This window comes from Lederbergia graminis (assembly GCF_042655485.1).
Classification (GTDB): Bacteria; Bacillota; Bacilli; order Bacillales; family Bacillaceae_C; genus Lederbergia; species Lederbergia graminis.
The window spans coordinates 1-17,488 of the sequence record NZ_JBHSMC010000028.1 but is presented as its reverse complement, the minus strand read 5'-3'; the positions used below and the strand labels follow the sequence as shown (position 1 = coordinate 17,488).

Genomic DNA, 17,488 nt, shown 5'->3' with positions numbered 1-17,488 from the left:
CCTTATTAATAACGTTTAGAAAATTTATTTCGGATAATGATTGCAATGGAATTCATCAGGATTAACATTACTAACAGCACGATAATTCCCGCTGCTGCCACATCATGGAATGCAACTTGTGGTCTGCTAGTCCAGTTATAAATTTGAATCGGCATAGCTGTGAATGCTGACCAAATATTTTCCGGAACGAATGCAATATATGTCATTGCACCAATCATAATTAATGGCGCTGTTTCACCTACTGCACGGGATAATGCCAAAATTGCACCTGTTAATATTCCTGGAATTGCTGCAGGTAAAATAACTCGTCGAATTGTTTGCCACTTTGTAGCACCCATTCCATATGAAGCCTCTTGTAACTCTTTTGGTACAGCACGGATTGCTTCTTGTGCTGCAACTACAATCACTGGAAGTATTAATAAACTCATTGTTAATCCCCCAGCAAGTACACTACGATCTAAACTTAGTAATCTAACAAATACAGTTAAACCTAGTAATCCGAAAACGATAGATGGAACACCTGCTAGATTAGATATATTCATTTGGATAAAGCGTGTAAATCTATTTTTTCTAGCATATAACTCTAAATAAATAGCACAACCAACACCTAGAATAAGAGATACCGGTCCCGTTATTGCCATTAACCAAATAGTTCCGTATATTGCTGCTTTAATTCCAGCCTCTTCAGGTTTTCTTGAGGCAAAATTAGTGAAAAAATCAAGTGAAAGATGCCCAGCACCTTGGTTTATTACTCGATAAATTAAAATTGCAAGAACTATTAAACCAAAAGATGTTGCTAGGAAAAATAATCCTCTGGAAAGCGTGCTCTTAAATAAGCGCATGCCTATTCTTTTTTTTACTTTTTCTTTATTAATTAAACCCATTAATATTCCTCCCTAAAACGCTTGGAGATCCATTGTGCAATAAGGTTCATGATCAATGTAAAGAGGAACAATGTCATTCCTACTGCGTAAATGCTGTAGTAAATTGTGGAGCCAAATCCTGCGTCTCCTAAGCTTACTTGGACAATATACGAAGTCATCGTCTGGATTGTTTCTGTCGGATCAAACGTTAATGCTGGTCTTGAACCACCCGCAATCGTTACAATCATCGTTTCTCCAATTGCCCTTGATATTGCTAAAACAAATGATGCAATGATTCCTGATAATGCTGCTGGTAAGACAACCTTTAATGACACTTCTAATTTAGTAGACCCTAGTGCTAATGCACCTTCTCGCATTGAACGTGGAACAGCTGACATAGCATCTTCAGATAAAGAAGCAATCGATGGAATAATCATAATCCCTACCACTATCCCGGGACTCAACGCATTAAAGAAGTTCAGGTCTGGAATTACTTTTTGTAATAATGGTGTGACAAATGTTAAAGCAAAGAATCCATAAACAATTGTTGGAATACCCGCGAGTACTTCCATTATTGGTTTTACAATTCTTCTTACTCGCTCACTTGCATACTCACTTAAATAAATCGCAGTTGCTAAACCAATCGGAATAGCGACAATCATTGCAATTACTGCAACGAGTAATGTCCCTGAGATGAGAGCTACAATTCCATACTGTGGATCTGCCTCAAAGAACGGGAACCATTCTTTACTTGTAATGAAATGTATAAGATCAACACGTTTAAAGAACGTGAATGTTTCCAAGAGTAATGTAACAACAATACCAATTGTTGTTAGGATAGAAATTATTGCCATTATAAAGAGGAAAATCGGAACTGATTTTTCCACTAGTCCTTGCTTATATTTATTTTTCACTTTGTTTTCAGCTATCACTTTTGCAACGGATAGTTTTTCTTGCTTCAAATCCATAGGAAAACTCCTCACATAGAATCATATATAGAAAAGCGCAAGGCGCCTAAAACTAGATAAAACAAATGCGCAATACAGATGGAGTTAGACCTGACAAGATATCTTGACATTGGCTATCTCAAAATAACGAAAGATATTTTTAACACGGTAAAAAGGTTTTTGACCCCTCTTCATTCAATTTTTCATTTATGATATTGAATAGAGGGGCCTGACACCTTTATTTATTATTTTTTCGCTGCTTCGTCTAACGCTTTAAGGGCTTCATCATATTCTGCTTGTTGTAAACTAATATAACCAACTTCTTCTGCCAATGTGCCTGCGTTTTCTAAAGCAAATTTCACATAATCATAAACCTGTGGTTTGTCAGCTAAAGAATCATTACGAACATAGATGTATAGCGGACGAGAAAGTGGTTCGTAAACTCCATTCATAATTGTTTCATTGTTTGGAGTAACTGCTTCACCATTGCTATTAACGATAGGAACAATATTCAAATTATCTTTGTTCTCTAGGTAGTAAGAATATCCGAAGAATGCAATTCCACCTTTATCTCCCATTACACCTTGAACAAGAACGTTGTCATCTTCAGAAAGTTGTGCGTCTCTTCTCATTTGTTCATCTTCCAAAATTACTTCGTTCCAGTAATCATATGTTCCAGAGTCTGTTCCAGGGCTATAGAATGAGATTTCTTCTTCTGGCCAACCTTCACGAACATCTGCCCAAGTTTTCACTCCACCATCTTCTAACCACATTTTTTTCAATTCATCAATTGTTAAGTGATCTACAAAGTCATTATCTTTATTAATAACTACTGATAAACCGTCATATGCAATTTCAAATTCTGTATATTCAATTCCAGCATCTTCTAATTTTTCTTTTTCTTCATCTTTAATGGGACGAGATGCGTTACTAATATCTGTTTCACCTTCGATAAATTTATTAAAACCTCCACCAGTTCCTGATACGCCTACAGGAGCTTTAACTTTAGGTGCTTGTTTACCATATTCTTCAGATACAGCTTCCATAATCGGGAAAACTGTTGAAGATCCGTCAATGCCTACTGTTCCTGATAATTGTTCTGTTTTGTTACCTGAATCGGATGAATTACCGCTTCCGTTTCCGTTTGTAGTATCATCACCATTTCCACATGCTGCAAGTAATAATGCAGATGAGAGTGTTAGTGTAGCAAGTGCTGATTTCAACTTCATTTAAGATTTCCCCCTGTTTAGGTTTTTTTATTTCTTACAATGACTATATTACTAGAGGTTTATAAACATCTAATAAATGAAACGTTAAGGAATTGTAAAGGTTATGTATAAATAAAATGAAGATTAATAGAATGCTATTTTTTGTATGGTGATTTTTCAGTTAGAAAAGGAAACACTTTGGCAGTAATTAGAGCTTTTGCACTAGTTGGAGCAAGTATTAGTATCCTACATGATAAATAAAAAAAAGATATGAAAGTCAAATAGCGACTTTCATATCTTTATTGTGTGTTTATATATATTCTTGCTTTATCGGCAATGTAACAGTGAATGTAGTACCTTCACCTTCCATACTATCGACTTCAATCGTCCCATTATGGGAATCGACAAGGTGTTTTACTATGGCAAGGCCTAATCCAGTACCTCCTGAATTACGAGAGCGAGCTTTATCTACACGATAAAAACGTTCAAATATACGTGAAATCTCGGCCTGAGCAATTCCAATACCTGTATCTGCAATCCCAAATTTTATTTTGGATTCAGTAGCAGATAAGGTTACTGTTACTTTTCCTCCCTCTGGTGTATAGGCAATAGCGTTTGATAAGAGGTTTAATATAATCTGATGAATACGATCTTTCTCCCCTTCAATCACGATATTCTCTTGTGGCGGGAGATGTAACTGGATATTCTTTTTAGCAGCAGCATTCTTCACCATATCTACTGCAGCATTAATTGCATTTACCATGTTTACCTGGTCTGAAATTAAAGGAACACGATGATGCTCAATACCAGATAAATATAAAATATCCTTAATCAGACGATGCAATCGATCACTTTCTTTGTATATAATTTCAATAAAACTACGACAAAGTTCTGTATCTTCCATTGCTCCATCTAATAAAGTTTCTGCAAAGCCTTTTACAGAAGTGATTGGTGTTTTTAATTCATGTGACACATTAGCAACAAAGTCACTTCTCATTTTCTCCAGTCGTCTGACATCGGTCACATCATGGAGAACGACGATAATCCCTCTCATATCTCCATTTTCCCCAACAAAAGGTGCTAGATGCACATCCAAAATTCTTTCTTTTGGATAATAGAAATGAATTTCATCTCTTATTTCTTTTTTTGTTTTTAGTGATTGTTCAATCAGATTACTTAGAGAAGCGTTTCGCCCAGCTTCTACATGCATTTGTCCTATTAATGATTCCGAGTTTCTACCAAGCATAGAACCAATTGCTTTATTGGCGAGTACAATTCTCCCTTCCACATTAACAAGGATTACGCCACTCATCATATTAGCTAATACTCCACTAAGACGCTGCTCATTTTCTTTAATTTCAATCATTTGGTTTTGTAAACTAGAGGCTAGTACATTAATAGCATTAGCTAATTGCCTTAGCTCACCTTTTGCAGCTGTTTTTACTCGTGCTGAATAATCATTGTCCTTCAGCTGCTCCGATACTTGTATCATATCCTCAATTGGTTCTGTAATATCTTTTGCAAGACGCATACCTATGAGCCCTGTCAAAAGCAATGCAGCAAAGAGAATAAGTGCAACACTTCCCCACATTTTCCTAACTGCAGGTTTTATCGTATCTAATGTTAAGGATGTCCTCATGACCCCAACTAATTCATCTTCATTCATTATAGGAATCGTAACATACATCATACTATAGCCGAGTGTTTCACTATAACGAGTCGAAAGGCCACTAACTTGTCCATCATCTAATATTTGTTTTACTTCTGGTCTATCTCGATGATTCGTCATTTCAACTGGGTCTTCTTCAGAATCTGCCAGTACTACTCCATCTTTATTTATAATCGATATACGGACATTAACATCTTGTGTTAAGAGCTCTACTTCGTTCTGTAGATTGCTCATCTGTTGCTGATCGATATCTATCGCATTAATCGCTAACTCGGCAACTTGAGTCAACTGGTTTTCCTTCACTTTATAATATGTATCTTTCATCATATCAGCTAGGAAAAAACCAGAGATAAATAGCAATAACGACATTAATATTAAAAAGGAGAAGGTAATTCGTAGCCAAAGCTTATGCATCAGGTTTCTCCAATTTATATCCAAATCCACGAATTGTTTTAATATAAAGTGGTTGCTTCGTATCAGCTTCTATTTTTTCACGGAGATGACTAATATGAACGTCTACAATTCTTGAATCACCAGCAAAATCATAATTCCACACTGAATCTAGCAGTTGATTTCGATTTAATACCTTTCCTTGATGATTCGCTAAATAAAGAAGTAGTTCAAATTCCTTCGGAGTCAAATCTAACTTAGTACCAGCCATTCTAGCTTCATATTTTTCTGGTAAAATCGTAAGCTCACCAATCTGTATGGTATCCGCTTTATCTTTTTCAATTTCTGGTTCATCGATTCTTGTTGTTCGTCTTAAAATTGCTTTGACACGTGCGACAACTTCTCTTGGGCTAAATGGCTTTGTTAAATAGTCATCTGCACCTAATTCCAGACCTAACACTTTATCAAATTCATCATCTTTTGCAGTTAGCATAAGTATCGGAATTCTAATTCTTTCTTGTCTAAGTGTTTTGCAGACGTCCATGCCATCCATACCAGGTAACATTAAATCCAACACAATTAGGTCCGGCTTCTTCTTAATCGCCATATCCAAACCGGTCGTCCCATCCTCTGCTGTAATAACGGTATACCCTGCTTTTTCTAGGTTGAAGCGTAAAAGTGTAACGATGGAAGGTTCGTCATCTACAACTAAAATAGTCTCCATAAGAATTCCCCCTTATTTTAAAAGGCCAGACCCCGGAAAGAGGTCTGACCCATTTTTATTAGGATCATTTATTTTAATGTACGTTTTTCCAGTAAAACTGTCAAACTAATTAATGTTACAAGAATGGTTGCACCCATGTCAGATAGAATGGCAATCCATAATGTAAGCAGCCCCGGAATCGTTAATAAAAGGGCGATTATCTTAAGGCCAAGCGCCAAAGAGATATTCAATTTGATAATCGCATTTACTCGTTTTGATATTTTTATTGCAGATGGAAGTTTTCCTAAATGATCTTGCATTAAGACGATATCTGCCGTTTCAATTGCACTATCTGTACCTTTCCCCATCGCTATCCCAAGATCTGCTGTAGCCAATGCAGGAGCATCATTAATGCCATCCCCAACCATTGCAACTTTACTCGAACGAGTTAGTTCTTTCACCTTTTCTACTTTCATCTCAGGTAGTAAATTAGCAAAGTAATTTGTTAAGCCAGTTGATTTAGCTACTTTTTCTGCAGTCTTTTCATGATCGCCAGTTAACATCACAGTATGTTTAATTCCGGCTTTGTACAACTGTTTCACAATCTCTTTACTTTCCGTTCTTATTTCATCTTCTATACCTAATAGGCCTAACACTTTGCTTTTATTCGATACAGCAACTACTGTATACCCTTCATTTTTCAAGCTATTGAGATCCGCTTTCACATTATCTGAAAATGCTTGGAAAGGTATGCTTGATTCATTTCCAAGCCAAAAATCTTCTTCATTGATGGTAGCTTTAATGCCTACACCAGTTATTGTTTCAATTGCTGATGGTTCATAAAGTGGAATCGATTCATCTTCCACCTTCCTCATAACCGCTTTTGCTAATGGGTGTGAAGATGATTTTTCGATGGAACCAGCAATTTGCAAGAAGTTCTTTTCATACATTAACACTTTACTTACATGTGGTTCTCCCTTTGTTAAAGTACCAGTTTTATCAAAGGCAATCGTATCAGTTTTGCCAAGTTGTTCAAGAAAGACTCCGCCTTTAACTAAAATTCCATTGCGTGCATTACGCGCTATACCTGAAATAATCGCGATTGGCGAAGAAATGATTAACGCACACGGACAACCTACAATTAATACAGCAAGACCTTGGTAGAACCAACTGCCCCAGTCACCGCCAAATAGGGGTGGCACTATCATAACAATGATAGCAATCACCATAATAAGTGGTGTGTAATATTTTGCAAATCGATTAATAAATTGTTCTGTCGGGGTTTTTGTTTCTTGCGCTTCCTCTACCAAATGTAAGATTTTAGCTAATGATGAATCTTCATACGCTTTCGTTATGCTAACTTTTAATACACCTTCATTGTTAATACTTCCACCATACACATGCTCACCGATACTCTTATCAACTGGCATGGATTCACCCGTAATCGCCGCTTCATTTACGGAACTTTTACCATCAATAACTGTACCATCTGAAGGAATCTTCTCTCCAGACTTCACGAGAACAATATCATTAACTTGTAAATTAGCGATTGGAATAACTTTTTCTTCCCCATTTACAATTACAGTCGCTTCCTTCGGTGCCACCTTTAATAGAGTTTCCATTGATTTACGGGCTTTTTCCATACCAAGCCCTTCTAAATATTCGTTAATTCCGAATAAAATTGCAACAAGTGTACCCTCTTTCCATTCGCCGATTCCAAAAGCACCAATTAATGCAATCGTCATTAACGTATCTATATTAAATTTGAATTTAAATAAATTCTTAAGCCCTTTTATAAAAGTTGTATATCCACTAAGAGCTGCACCTGCTATATATAATGCAATGGCAATTCCTTCAACACTTTTTTCTGTTAGCATTGCTGCTACATATAAAAGAACCGAAAATCCTATAAAAAGGAGCAGTCGTTTGCCATGACTGTGCTCATGCGAATGGTCATGTCCTTCATGATCATCTTTTTCTTTTACAATGGACGCACCATCACTTGATAATATCTTTTCCACTTTTTCCAAAGCGATTTTATCCGATATAATCAATTTACTAGAATTGTATAAAACTTTCGCATCTTGCCCGTGATCTAGCTTTTGAATTTCCTCCTCCATTTCTCTTGCACAATTTGCACAAGACAAACCTTGGAGTTTATATTCTGCCATCCTTCTCCCTCCGAACCCTATAAGCTCAACTTATCTAATACATTAATGGTGTCTAGCATGGTCAATTGTTTGCTCTAACATCGTCATAACATGTGTATCATCATGTGAATAATATAGTGTTGTACCTTCTCTACGATATTTGACTAATCGCAAGTTTTTCAAAAAACGGAGTTGATGTGAAACGGTAGATTGTAGCAATGACAACCTTTCTGCAATTTCATTTACAGAACATTCTCTTTCTGAAAGCAAATGTAATATACGGATTCTTGTTGGTTCAGATAACGCTTTAAATGTTTGTGCTACGATAAATAATGTTTCTTCGTCAAGTTCTTCTATATGGTTAGGATTCATCTTTTCGTTTTTTTCCATACATTCCACACCGCCTATATTTATATATGAATATATATTCATGTATTAACTTCAGTGTATGCGTCGTAAGGTAAAGTGTCAATACATTCCATCGAAAAATTAGCCCAAATTTACAAAAAAATTAGAAATTGTGACCAATCTCCTAAAGATTATAACGTATGATTGAATGAACAAACATATTTTGTTATATTAAAGTACATAGTAATTAGATTATCTCTTTAACATATACTTCGTAATAAAGGTGGTTTTTGGAAATGTCTCACGTAATAACTGCACCTTGTCAAGGTGAAAAGTTTGGAGAGTGTGTGGAAGTTTGTCCAGTAGATTGTATCTTAGAAGGCGATGATCAATATTATATTGATCCAGATATATGTATTGACTGCGGAGCTTGTGTAGCAGTTTGCCCAGTAGACGCAATCTTCCATGAAGAAGATATGCTTCCAGAAGATGAGAAATACTTAGAAAAAGCAAGAGAATTCTTTGCGAATAACGGCTAAGAATTATAAATGGGATGACCACTATCTCTCATTTATAAGTTATAGAATGAAAAAAATGTTATTTATTACTAATGTTGATTGTAGCGGAAGGAGCGAGACTCCTGCGGGATAAAGGGTCAGCGTGAGACCCCACAGACGCGTTAAGCGTCGAGGAGGCTCACCGAACCGCCCGCGGAAAGCGAGCTCCTGAAGCGGAAATCAGCATTTATGGAAAAAAGGATGTCCTTAAGTCAAACATGACTCTTGGACATCCCTTTTTTCATTTAATGTTAACTTTATTTACTCTCACTTACCTTTTTATCTTTCTCCAATAACACAATTAACCCTGGTAATAAAATTCCTCTTATTAAGAAGGTGTCTAACAATATACCGACTGCAACGATAAATCCAAACACGAAAAGTAATTGAACTGGTTGTGTCATTAAAACTGCAAAAGTCGCGGCCAATATTATACCAGCAGAAGAAATTACCCCTCCTGTATTTGCTATGGCTATCTCTATTGCCTTCTTCACAGGATGATGTTTACGTTCTTCTTGGAATCTTGAAATAAGCATAATATTATAATCAATTCCGAGAGCTACTAAGAATACAAAAGCGTATAACGGAACCCGATCACTGATTGTTCCTATATCGAAGAATAAATTAGATAGAAACGTTCCTAATCCTAAAGCTGCCAAAAATGAAACAAGGATTGTACCCATCATGTAAATTGGCATTTTAAATGATTTCGTCAGCACTATTAATAATCCAAATATCAAAATAGTCTCGAGAATAACGATTACCAATATATCACGATTATTAACAGTACGTTCATCCACTAGATTAGCGGTTTCTCCTGCAAAATACAGTGTTCCTTCTGCCTCAACGTCACTTACAATTTTATCCCGATTATCAATCATTTCTTCCATTGCATCAATTGACTCAAGTGCATATGGACTTTCCTGAAGTGTCACATTAAAGTTAACTGCTTTTGAATCCTCTGAAATTCCATTAATACGCACATTGCTCACTAATGGTTGATCTGCTAATTTACTTTGTAATTCAGCAATATCTTGTTCCGTAACTGCATCTTTTGCTTCAAACAAAACAGTCGTAGGAGCTAAATCACCTTTTTCAAATTCATCTTCTAATATTTCATAACCTACACGGGAAGGCATGTCATCAGGGAAAGACTTCATCGTGTCAAATTCATATTCTAGATTCATTAAGTTACTAGCTGATGCTAGTAAAAATAAACTAATTGCCGCAACTGATAGTCCTGGTTTCTTAACAACAAAGCGACCAATCTTACTCCAAATCGAATTACTTTTAACCTTTTCATCGCCAACTTTAGGAACTTTTGGCCAGAATGATTTACGACCAAATAATGTAAATAAAGCTGGAACCAGTGTAACAGATGCTAGCATAATAATTGCCATGGTTGTTGCAAATGGTGCAGCAAAATTACGATAGTCTCCAAACTGAGCAAAGAATAATACTAGCATTGCTGCAAGAACAGTACCCCCAGAGAAGAATACTGGCATTCCTGTTCCTCTCATAGCTAACTTCATTGCAGTAAATTTATCTTCATGTTCCTTTAACTCTTCTCGGAATCGTGAAAACACAAATAATGAATAATCGATAACGGCTGCAAATAATAAGATCGACATAATTGATATTGTTTGACTTGTCATTACAAGACCTGCACTTCCCATTAATCCAAGGGTTTGCATAACGACCTCATATACAAATACTGCAGCTAATAGCGGAATCAACGCTAATAATGGTGAACGATAAATAACTACTAATAAGATCAAAATTAAACCGATAGTTGAAAAAATTAAGACCAAATCAGCTTTCGAAAATAAATCTACTGTATCCGTTGCGATACCTGCAGGACCAGTAATATATAATTCTAAATCGGTAACATCTTTAACAATAGAGATTATTTGTTCATTCGAATCTTTAATTTTACCTGTATCCAAATCACCTTTATACGTTAAAGGCAAAATTGCAGTTGCTTTATCTTCAGAATAGAAGCCTTCGACTGCTTGTGGAGGTAACTGAGATAGCGGGATAACTTGTTCCACCCCATCAATTTTTTCCGATGAAATCTTATCCGTGATTGCTGTTAAATCACTTAGTTGAATTTCTGATCCATCTTTATGCTGAAAAACTAATATCGCCGGTAGACCATCATTATTACTAAAATAAGTATCCACTTTCTTTTGAGCAATAACCGATTGAACATCGTCTGGCAATGTATCTACACTCGTAACTTGATAATCTTTCACACTTGGTGCAAATAGTGCTAAGATCATTGTCATAGCAAACCATATTGCTAATGTAATCCACATTCCTTTTTTGGTTGCAATACGGTCTGTCAGTGCTTGAAGTAATCCCTTCATATTTGAAAATCTCCTTAATTTGTTTTCTTATAAAGTGACACTGATGTCACTTTGAATACAATTTATCATTCCATTTTTAAATTATCCGCCATAGTGACACGAGTGTCAATTATTAATTAATGAACATTCCATGGCGGATAATATCTTTAATGGAGCGTACCCATTGATCCTTTGGAATCCTACTATGATTAGGGATGGCAACTGTTTGAAAAATAATTCCTAACAATAAACTGTCTTGTAATTCCGATTTCAGTTGCCCCTCTTTTTTTCCATTCTGAATAAAACCACTTAAAATCTGATACATTTCGAGATGTAATCTATCCAGTTCTTTTTTGTTTTCATTCGCTTTATTGCTTATGTTTGTATTTATTTGATTTCCCATCGCAATTAACTGATGGATTTCTTCATTCTTAAATATCAAGTCAAATAAAAAATCAAACTGCTCATCAAAACTGTCATGATGATGGATCTCTCTTAATTCTTGCAAAAAAAGATTCATTTCAAACAGCATGTAATCGGTAATAAGCTCTTCCTTATTTTCGTAATACTTATATAAAGTTCCTCTAGAAACTTCTAATTGTTCTGCTAACAAACTGAATGTAAAGCTGTCATACCCAAATTGCAACAGCCCTTGCTTTGTTGCTTGAAATAATTCTTCCGTTGTAAACTTTCGGACTCTTGCCACTGTTACTCACCTTACCTGTTCTATAATCGAAATACTCTATTTTAGCATTCTACCATGAAGCAGTACACAAAACATCTATCAAATAAAAAAGGCCTGAACAACATGACATTTCATGTTTAGACAGGCATTTTCTTGCTTTCGTCTATTTTCAAAATAAAAAATCCACTTACAAATAAAATGAGCGAGCTAATGAAAAAGATGATATCGAGAGTGAATAAATCAATAATAAATCCACCCAACATAACAGCAGCCCCAGCAAAGATGGAAGTCCAAAAATGATAGCGACCTATTACAGCACCACGGTTATTCCCTTCCGTAAAATCAGCCAACATCGCTTTTTCACTCGTCTTCTGCATCGCACCAACTATTCCGAGGAAAATCTGTATGACATACACTTGCCAAACCATCGTAATAATTGGAAAGATTAATAGTAGCATTGCCATTCCCCAACTATTTACTAATAAAAAAGATTTCCGTCCAATTTTATCTGAAATTTTCCCAATAAAAAGATGTACAATAGCAGAGCTCATTGTAAACAGGCCATATGAAATTCCATATTGGAGGAAACCACCTCCAATTTCTTTTATAAAGATTAAATAAAAAGGAAATACAAGACTACTTCCAAGTATGGCAATACTCTGGGATATGACAATCCATCTCATTAGGCATACTCCTCATAGAACTGATTCATAAAACGTTCCTCTGGATCATATTTTCTTTTTAATTGGAAAAATTCATCTGTTCGTGGATACGCTTCCCTCATTTGCTCCTTCGTTGGGTAGGGATAATATGGTAAGTAATACGCCCCGTTGTATTCCAGAACGAGGTCGATTATTAATCTTACTACTTCTCCGGTTTTCTCTATATCCTTATTGGTAAGCCCTTGATTGATTAAAAATACGATGGCAAACATATCTTCTTTCGCATAGGAAAGGTATGACTCCTCATTTTTGGGAACATAACGAACAGTTGCATTTAAAATATTTAGTTCATTCTCAGTTAACAATTCTCGTAATCTATCAATGAAGTCTGGAAAGTCTTCCACAGGGACAAAATATTCTTGTAATAAATCGGTATCACTATAGCCTTCATACTCTAAAAATTTAATGCCTGGACGCATTTGATTGTTTCTAGAAACAAAATTCACCTTATCTCCTTGAAATGCCTTCTTTTGAACATACCAAACAAGGTTCTTTCCCCAATCAAAATGTCGTGATAAACCAAAAGCAAATTTGTTTCGACCGATATATTTTTCATCTAATAGTTCATCATGATCTTCTATATCTTCTTCTGACCTAATATAGTTTTTCACATACATTTCTGTAAAGAACTGTTTTGGCGTCACAGATATTCTCGTATTATGCATTTCAATATCAGGATTAGCTAATACTTGTTCTTTAAAATACTGTGGATAATCATGGTAGTCCAACCATGTAAAAGTTTCTTTATACACAACATCTTCCGTAAGCTCAATATCGACATCGAGTATAATACCGAATAAACCGTATCCACCATTGACTAACCGGAATAACTCTTCATTTTCAGTTCTACTCACATTTAAAATATCCCCATCTGCATTCATCAAGCGAAAAGACCGAATACTGTCAATTAGCGGGCCGTAGCGAATATCTCTCCCGTGAACATTCACACTCATAGAACCACCGATTGTGAAAATGTTTGGTGCTTGCATTGTCTTTATGGATAAATGAAAAGGATTTATTGCCTCTTGTAGATCCGACCATGTGGCACCACTTTGCACGGTAGCAAGCTTTTCTTCTGGAAGGACCTGAATTACTTTGTTATATGTTGTCATATCAATCACAATTGCATCTTTATAGTATGTGTGGCCACCTTGACTATGTTGTTTGCCTGCAATTGAAACCTTTAAATTTTTCTCCTTTGCTTCTTGTAAAAGTTCTCTAATTTGTTCCATTTCTTTCCCTTGAACAACTTTTTTCACTTTTATAGGAACGAGTTGGCCAACATCATTCATCAGCACACCTGCTTCGTTTTTCTGTTGCCAAGCATAAAGGAAAATCACACCATAACAAACAATAAACAATACTAGGAAAACTGATTTTAGTCGATGGTTAATTGGACTAAGTTTACCCAAATTGCACCTCCACAAATTGGACTACAAATGTAGTTGGTTTTAACCAGCATCCACCTTTTCACGTTTGGCTCTTTCTTCGATGAAAAGAATACCTAATTCATGATGGTCACTCTCATAAAGAGCTCTTTGTAAGAAGCGAATCTCTCCATTTACATCAAAAACTTCTAGTTTACAATAAGCACGGTTAACAAGTAATGCCATATAAAGATCTTGTTTATTGTTAACCTTTCTTCCATTACAGGATTCAATTATTTCCCCAATTTTCAATCCCATTTTATGTGCAGGAGATCCTGGTATTACATCTAATACCATAATTCCTTTATTTTGTGGCGTAAAATAATATAGTGTCGCATTCTCTTCTACACGATGCTGATACGCAATCCACAGTCGTCCCATAATTGCAATAACCGCAACAACTAGAGGAATGATTGTAGGGAAGAAGAATCCGGAAGCAGCAACAACCGTTAACACAACACCTAGTACCAAAACATGCTTGCTCAATCGATGGATTGCACGCTGAGGAAGTGTACTTTGAATTTGATGTTGGAATCCGAGTAAAAACGGAACTAGTATAAGGGAATAACTTTGCGTTCCCCACTCGATAACCGGCCACCAGTCAAGAGATGGACTAATTGGTCCTGTTGGTATAAAGAAAAAGATTGGTAAAAACCAGAAGCGCTTCGCTTGATGAGCACCTACTGTCAATCCGCGTCTACTCTTTCGCAGTTTAGGCGAAATATCAACTTGTCCGTTTTTCAACATAAAGAATCCTTCAGTAAGCGTTAATATCGCAAGGAAAAGCGCTAATCCAATAAAATAATGTTCATGTAAAGATGGTACATCATCTATTAAAGGCACGTTAAACTCAAATAGCTTGGAAGCACTAGCAATTAATAATGTAACACCAATCGTAAGTGCTGGGGAGAGTAGGCGTGCATTTCCGATTAGACTAAATAAAATGGTAATAGCCCCAATCATGATAATAAAAGGCAAAGGCATGGTGAATCCAACACCTACGGCAACGATAGATAGAATGATACCTGTTATGATACCTAATGGAAATAAGTGTTTTAGTTCGTGTAATGTATCTTGAACACGGACATGAAAATCTTTTCGTTCTCTTTTTACACGAAGCATACCAGCAACAATTACTAATAAAATAGAAAAATATAAAAGTGGATGCAAAAATAGTCTTCCAATTGCTTTTATAATTTCCAGAAACCATACTTCCACGATTGCCCACACCCTTTTTAAAATAAAGTAAACTTATCTCCTATTCTATCAGATGTTCTGACAAAAGTGGAAAAAAATATAAGGTCAAGCATCGTGGAATCCCAACGAATACTCGACCTTATTTTTTTACTTTGCAAAGGATTTCAATGCTACTTGTAATTGAAGATCATTTTTCTCATTTTGAATCTTGCTTTCTATTGCTTCTTCCATTTTTAAGGCGGTTTTTACATCAATTTGTCCTGTAATCGGAAGCTTATGAATCGATTGAAAAGCTCGTACTGCTTGTTCCGTTTGTTCATCGAAGTAACCATCGGTTCTTCCTGGAGCAAACGATAAAGCTTTTAACACATTTTGAGCTATCTTCACTTTCTCATTGTTCATGTCTTTCACTAATGTTTCCTCGATTTGTAATGAATGAACATGAAAAGATGCTGGTTGCTGGACTTCTATTGTCGGCTCTATTCCTTTCCCATGAATCCAATTTCCATTTGGAGTAAGCCATTTTGCCATTGTTAGCTTTATTTGACTGTGTTCATCCAGTGGAAGAGCTTGTTGTACTGTCCCTTTTCCGAATGTTTTCTCCCCTATCAGCTCATATCCCTCAATCTCATTCAGAGCACCAGCTAAGATTTCGGAAGCAGATGCACTCCCTTCATCAATTAGGACAGATATCGGATAATCTTTATTTTCCTTTAAGTCAGAAGCATACGTAACTCTTTTTCCTGAACGTTCTTCTATTTGAACATATGGTTTTTCTCCAGTTACGAGTTCTCTCATAATAGCTTCTACACTTGAGAGCATCCCACCCGGATTACCACGTACATCGATAATTAATCCTTCGATACCTTGTTTTTCTAGCTTTTTTAATTCAGTTGAAAATTCTTTTGCTGTTCCTTTGGCAAATTGGGTAATTTCTATATAACCAATATTTTTGTCTCCATTATTTTTCATTTCTGAGTAAACTGTTAAAAGTGGGATCTCATCTCTAGTAATTTCAAATATTAATGGATTTGCTAAATCGCCCCTCACTATTTCTAGTTGTACAGTTGTTCCTTTTTTCCCTCTAATTAATAATGATGCTTGATGTGCATCTAGACCATCCACACTTTTACCGTCTATTTTTGTAATTTGATCCTTTGCTTTAATTCCAGCTTTTTCAGCAGGGGAGTTTTTTATCGGTGCAATAATAATGAGTTTTCCATCCTTCAAGGAAATTTGAGCACCAATCCCATCAAAGGAAGTATCCATACTATCATTAAATTGTTCTGTTGTAGCTGCGTCCATGTAAACAGAATATGGATCTTGCAATGTACCAACCATGCCTTGTATTGCACCTTGAATTAACTTTTCATCTTCTACTTTTTCCACATATGCATTACGAATTATATCGTATGCATGAGAAATCTTTTGCAAATTTCCTTTTAATCCATCCTCATCGCCAACTTGTACCTCCAGTTGATCTGCATCATCTGCCCATAAAGGAGCAACCCACGTTAATCCACCATAAACACCGCCAGCTCCTAATAAAAAAGAACAAATGGCGATAATAATGACCCATTTTCTATTCATGTCTAATCCCCCTAGTGACAATTCCAATTATGAAATCTGTACAAGCTTTTTCTCCACATCATATGCTGGAAGTAGACAAGTTATGAATAGAAATAGGGAAGCATCATCCTACTTAGCATTGCATTTTGAGTATTGATATTTGCTTGTACGAAGTATGTGCTTTTGAAGGGTGGGGGGTGTGCTATAGGATGGTGGATGTAGCTCTCGATTGTTCTTTTGGATGCTGGTATCCTCCTTTTGTCTGCTCAGACATGTCTTTTGAACGCTGGATGGTCCCTTTTCGACGCTTGACGCTTTCTTTTCAACGCTGGGGAAGGTTTATTCGATGATGGGTTTGCTTTTCGATGCTGGGTCCCTTCTTATGTCTGCTTAGACATGTCTTTTGAACGCTGGAGGGTCCCTTTTCGATGCCGCCGTTTCCTTTTCGATGCTGGGGAAGGGTTATTCGATGATGGGTTTACTTTTCATTGCTGGGTGCATCCTTTTGTCTGCTCAGACATGTCTTTTGAACGCTGGACGGACCCTTTTCGATCCTCACCGCTTCCTTTTCAACGCTGGGGAAGGGTTATTCGATGATGGGTATAAATGTCAAGAATACTATGTACACTTTTGATTGTTTAAGAATGTACAAATTTACTCGTCATCAGGCTTTAAATGATTCTTAATTCTATAAGATGGTCCTAT

At 36.1% G+C, this 17,488-nt stretch carries 14 protein-coding genes; 1 reads left to right on the top strand and 13 read right to left on the bottom strand.

The window, feature by feature from the left end; genetic code table 11:
- Positions 1-5 precede the first annotated feature (5 nt).
- The 7 genes from pstA to ACFPM4_RS17840 all read right to left on the bottom strand — a co-directional run bounded on the left by pstA (position 6) and on the right by ACFPM4_RS17840 (position 8,320).
- Positions 6-884 carry a phosphate ABC transporter permease PstA gene (gene pstA, locus ACFPM4_RS17870; RefSeq protein ID WP_144923831.1) on the bottom strand — a complete coding sequence of 293 codons (879 nt, stop codon included), beginning with the start codon at positions 882-884 and terminating at the stop codon, positions 6-8.
- The gene (gene pstC, locus ACFPM4_RS17865) at positions 884-1,831 is read right to left on the bottom strand and encodes a phosphate ABC transporter permease subunit PstC (RefSeq protein WP_144923827.1); all 948 of its coding nucleotides are present in this window, start codon (positions 1,829-1,831) and stop codon (positions 884-886) included. The genes pstA and pstC overlap by 1 nt, the downstream gene beginning before the upstream one ends.
- Before the next feature lie 224 nt (positions 1,832-2,055).
- Positions 2,056-3,039: a PstS family phosphate ABC transporter substrate-binding protein gene (locus ACFPM4_RS17860; RefSeq protein WP_144923824.1), complete on the bottom strand. Its 984-nt coding sequence runs from the start codon at positions 3,037-3,039 to the stop codon at positions 2,056-2,058.
- Positions 3,040-3,328: 289 nt separating this feature from the next.
- Entirely contained in the window at positions 3,329-5,101 is a 1,773-nt protein-coding gene (gene pnpS / locus ACFPM4_RS17855; RefSeq protein WP_382354837.1) for a two-component system histidine kinase PnpS, read from the bottom strand.
- The gene (locus ACFPM4_RS17850) at positions 5,094-5,801 is read right to left on the bottom strand and encodes a response regulator (RefSeq protein ID WP_144923818.1); all 708 of its coding nucleotides are present in this window, start codon (positions 5,799-5,801) and stop codon (positions 5,094-5,096) included. Before ACFPM4_RS17850 ends, pnpS begins: the two co-directional genes overlap by 8 nt.
- Before the next feature lie 68 nt (positions 5,802-5,869).
- Entirely contained in the window at positions 5,870-7,951 is a 2,082-nt protein-coding gene (locus ACFPM4_RS17845) for a heavy metal translocating P-type ATPase (protein WP_382354833.1), read from the bottom strand.
- 42 nt (positions 7,952-7,993) lie between these two features.
- Positions 7,994-8,320, bottom strand: a complete 327-nt coding sequence (locus ACFPM4_RS17840; protein ID WP_144923812.1) for an ArsR/SmtB family transcription factor — start codon at positions 8,318-8,320, stop codon at positions 7,994-7,996.
- Between the two features lie 254 nt (positions 8,321-8,574).
- On the opposite strand from ACFPM4_RS17840, the gene ACFPM4_RS17835 reads away from it, so the two are divergent.
- Positions 8,575-8,817, top strand: coding sequence for an indolepyruvate ferredoxin oxidoreductase subunit alpha (locus ACFPM4_RS17835; protein WP_144923809.1), 243 nt, complete (start codon positions 8,575-8,577; stop codon positions 8,815-8,817).
- A 275-nt stretch (positions 8,818-9,092) separates the two neighbouring features.
- Here the strand turns inward: ACFPM4_RS17835 and ACFPM4_RS17830 are convergent, their stop codons facing one another.
- From ACFPM4_RS17830 to ACFPM4_RS17805, 6 genes are all read right to left on the bottom strand, one after another.
- On the bottom strand, positions 9,093-11,204 hold the full coding sequence (locus ACFPM4_RS17830) for an MMPL family transporter (RefSeq protein ID WP_382354828.1): 2,112 nt from the start codon (positions 11,202-11,204) through the stop codon (positions 9,093-9,095).
- Positions 11,205-11,316: 112 nt separating this feature from the next.
- Positions 11,317-11,889, bottom strand: a complete 573-nt coding sequence (locus ACFPM4_RS17825) for a TetR/AcrR family transcriptional regulator (RefSeq protein ID WP_382354825.1) — start codon at positions 11,887-11,889, stop codon at positions 11,317-11,319.
- Between the two features lie 116 nt (positions 11,890-12,005).
- A complete protein-coding gene (locus ACFPM4_RS17820) occupies positions 12,006-12,551 on the bottom strand; it encodes an MFS transporter (protein ID WP_382354822.1) in 546 nt (181 codons plus the stop codon).
- The gene (locus ACFPM4_RS17815; RefSeq protein ID WP_382354819.1) at positions 12,551-14,002 is read right to left on the bottom strand and encodes an FAD-binding oxidoreductase; all 1,452 of its coding nucleotides are present in this window, start codon (positions 14,000-14,002) and stop codon (positions 12,551-12,553) included. The genes ACFPM4_RS17820 and ACFPM4_RS17815 overlap by 1 nt, the downstream gene beginning before the upstream one ends.
- 39 nt (positions 14,003-14,041) lie before the next feature.
- The gene (locus ACFPM4_RS17810; protein WP_382354816.1) at positions 14,042-15,235 is read right to left on the bottom strand and encodes a PDZ domain-containing protein; all 1,194 of its coding nucleotides are present in this window, start codon (positions 15,233-15,235) and stop codon (positions 14,042-14,044) included.
- A 126-nt stretch (positions 15,236-15,361) separates the two neighbouring features.
- Positions 15,362-16,804 (bottom strand): S41 family peptidase, encoded by a 1,443-nt coding sequence (locus ACFPM4_RS17805; protein ID WP_144923797.1) that lies wholly within the window; start codon positions 16,802-16,804, stop codon positions 15,362-15,364.
- Positions 16,805-17,488 lie beyond the last annotated feature (684 nt).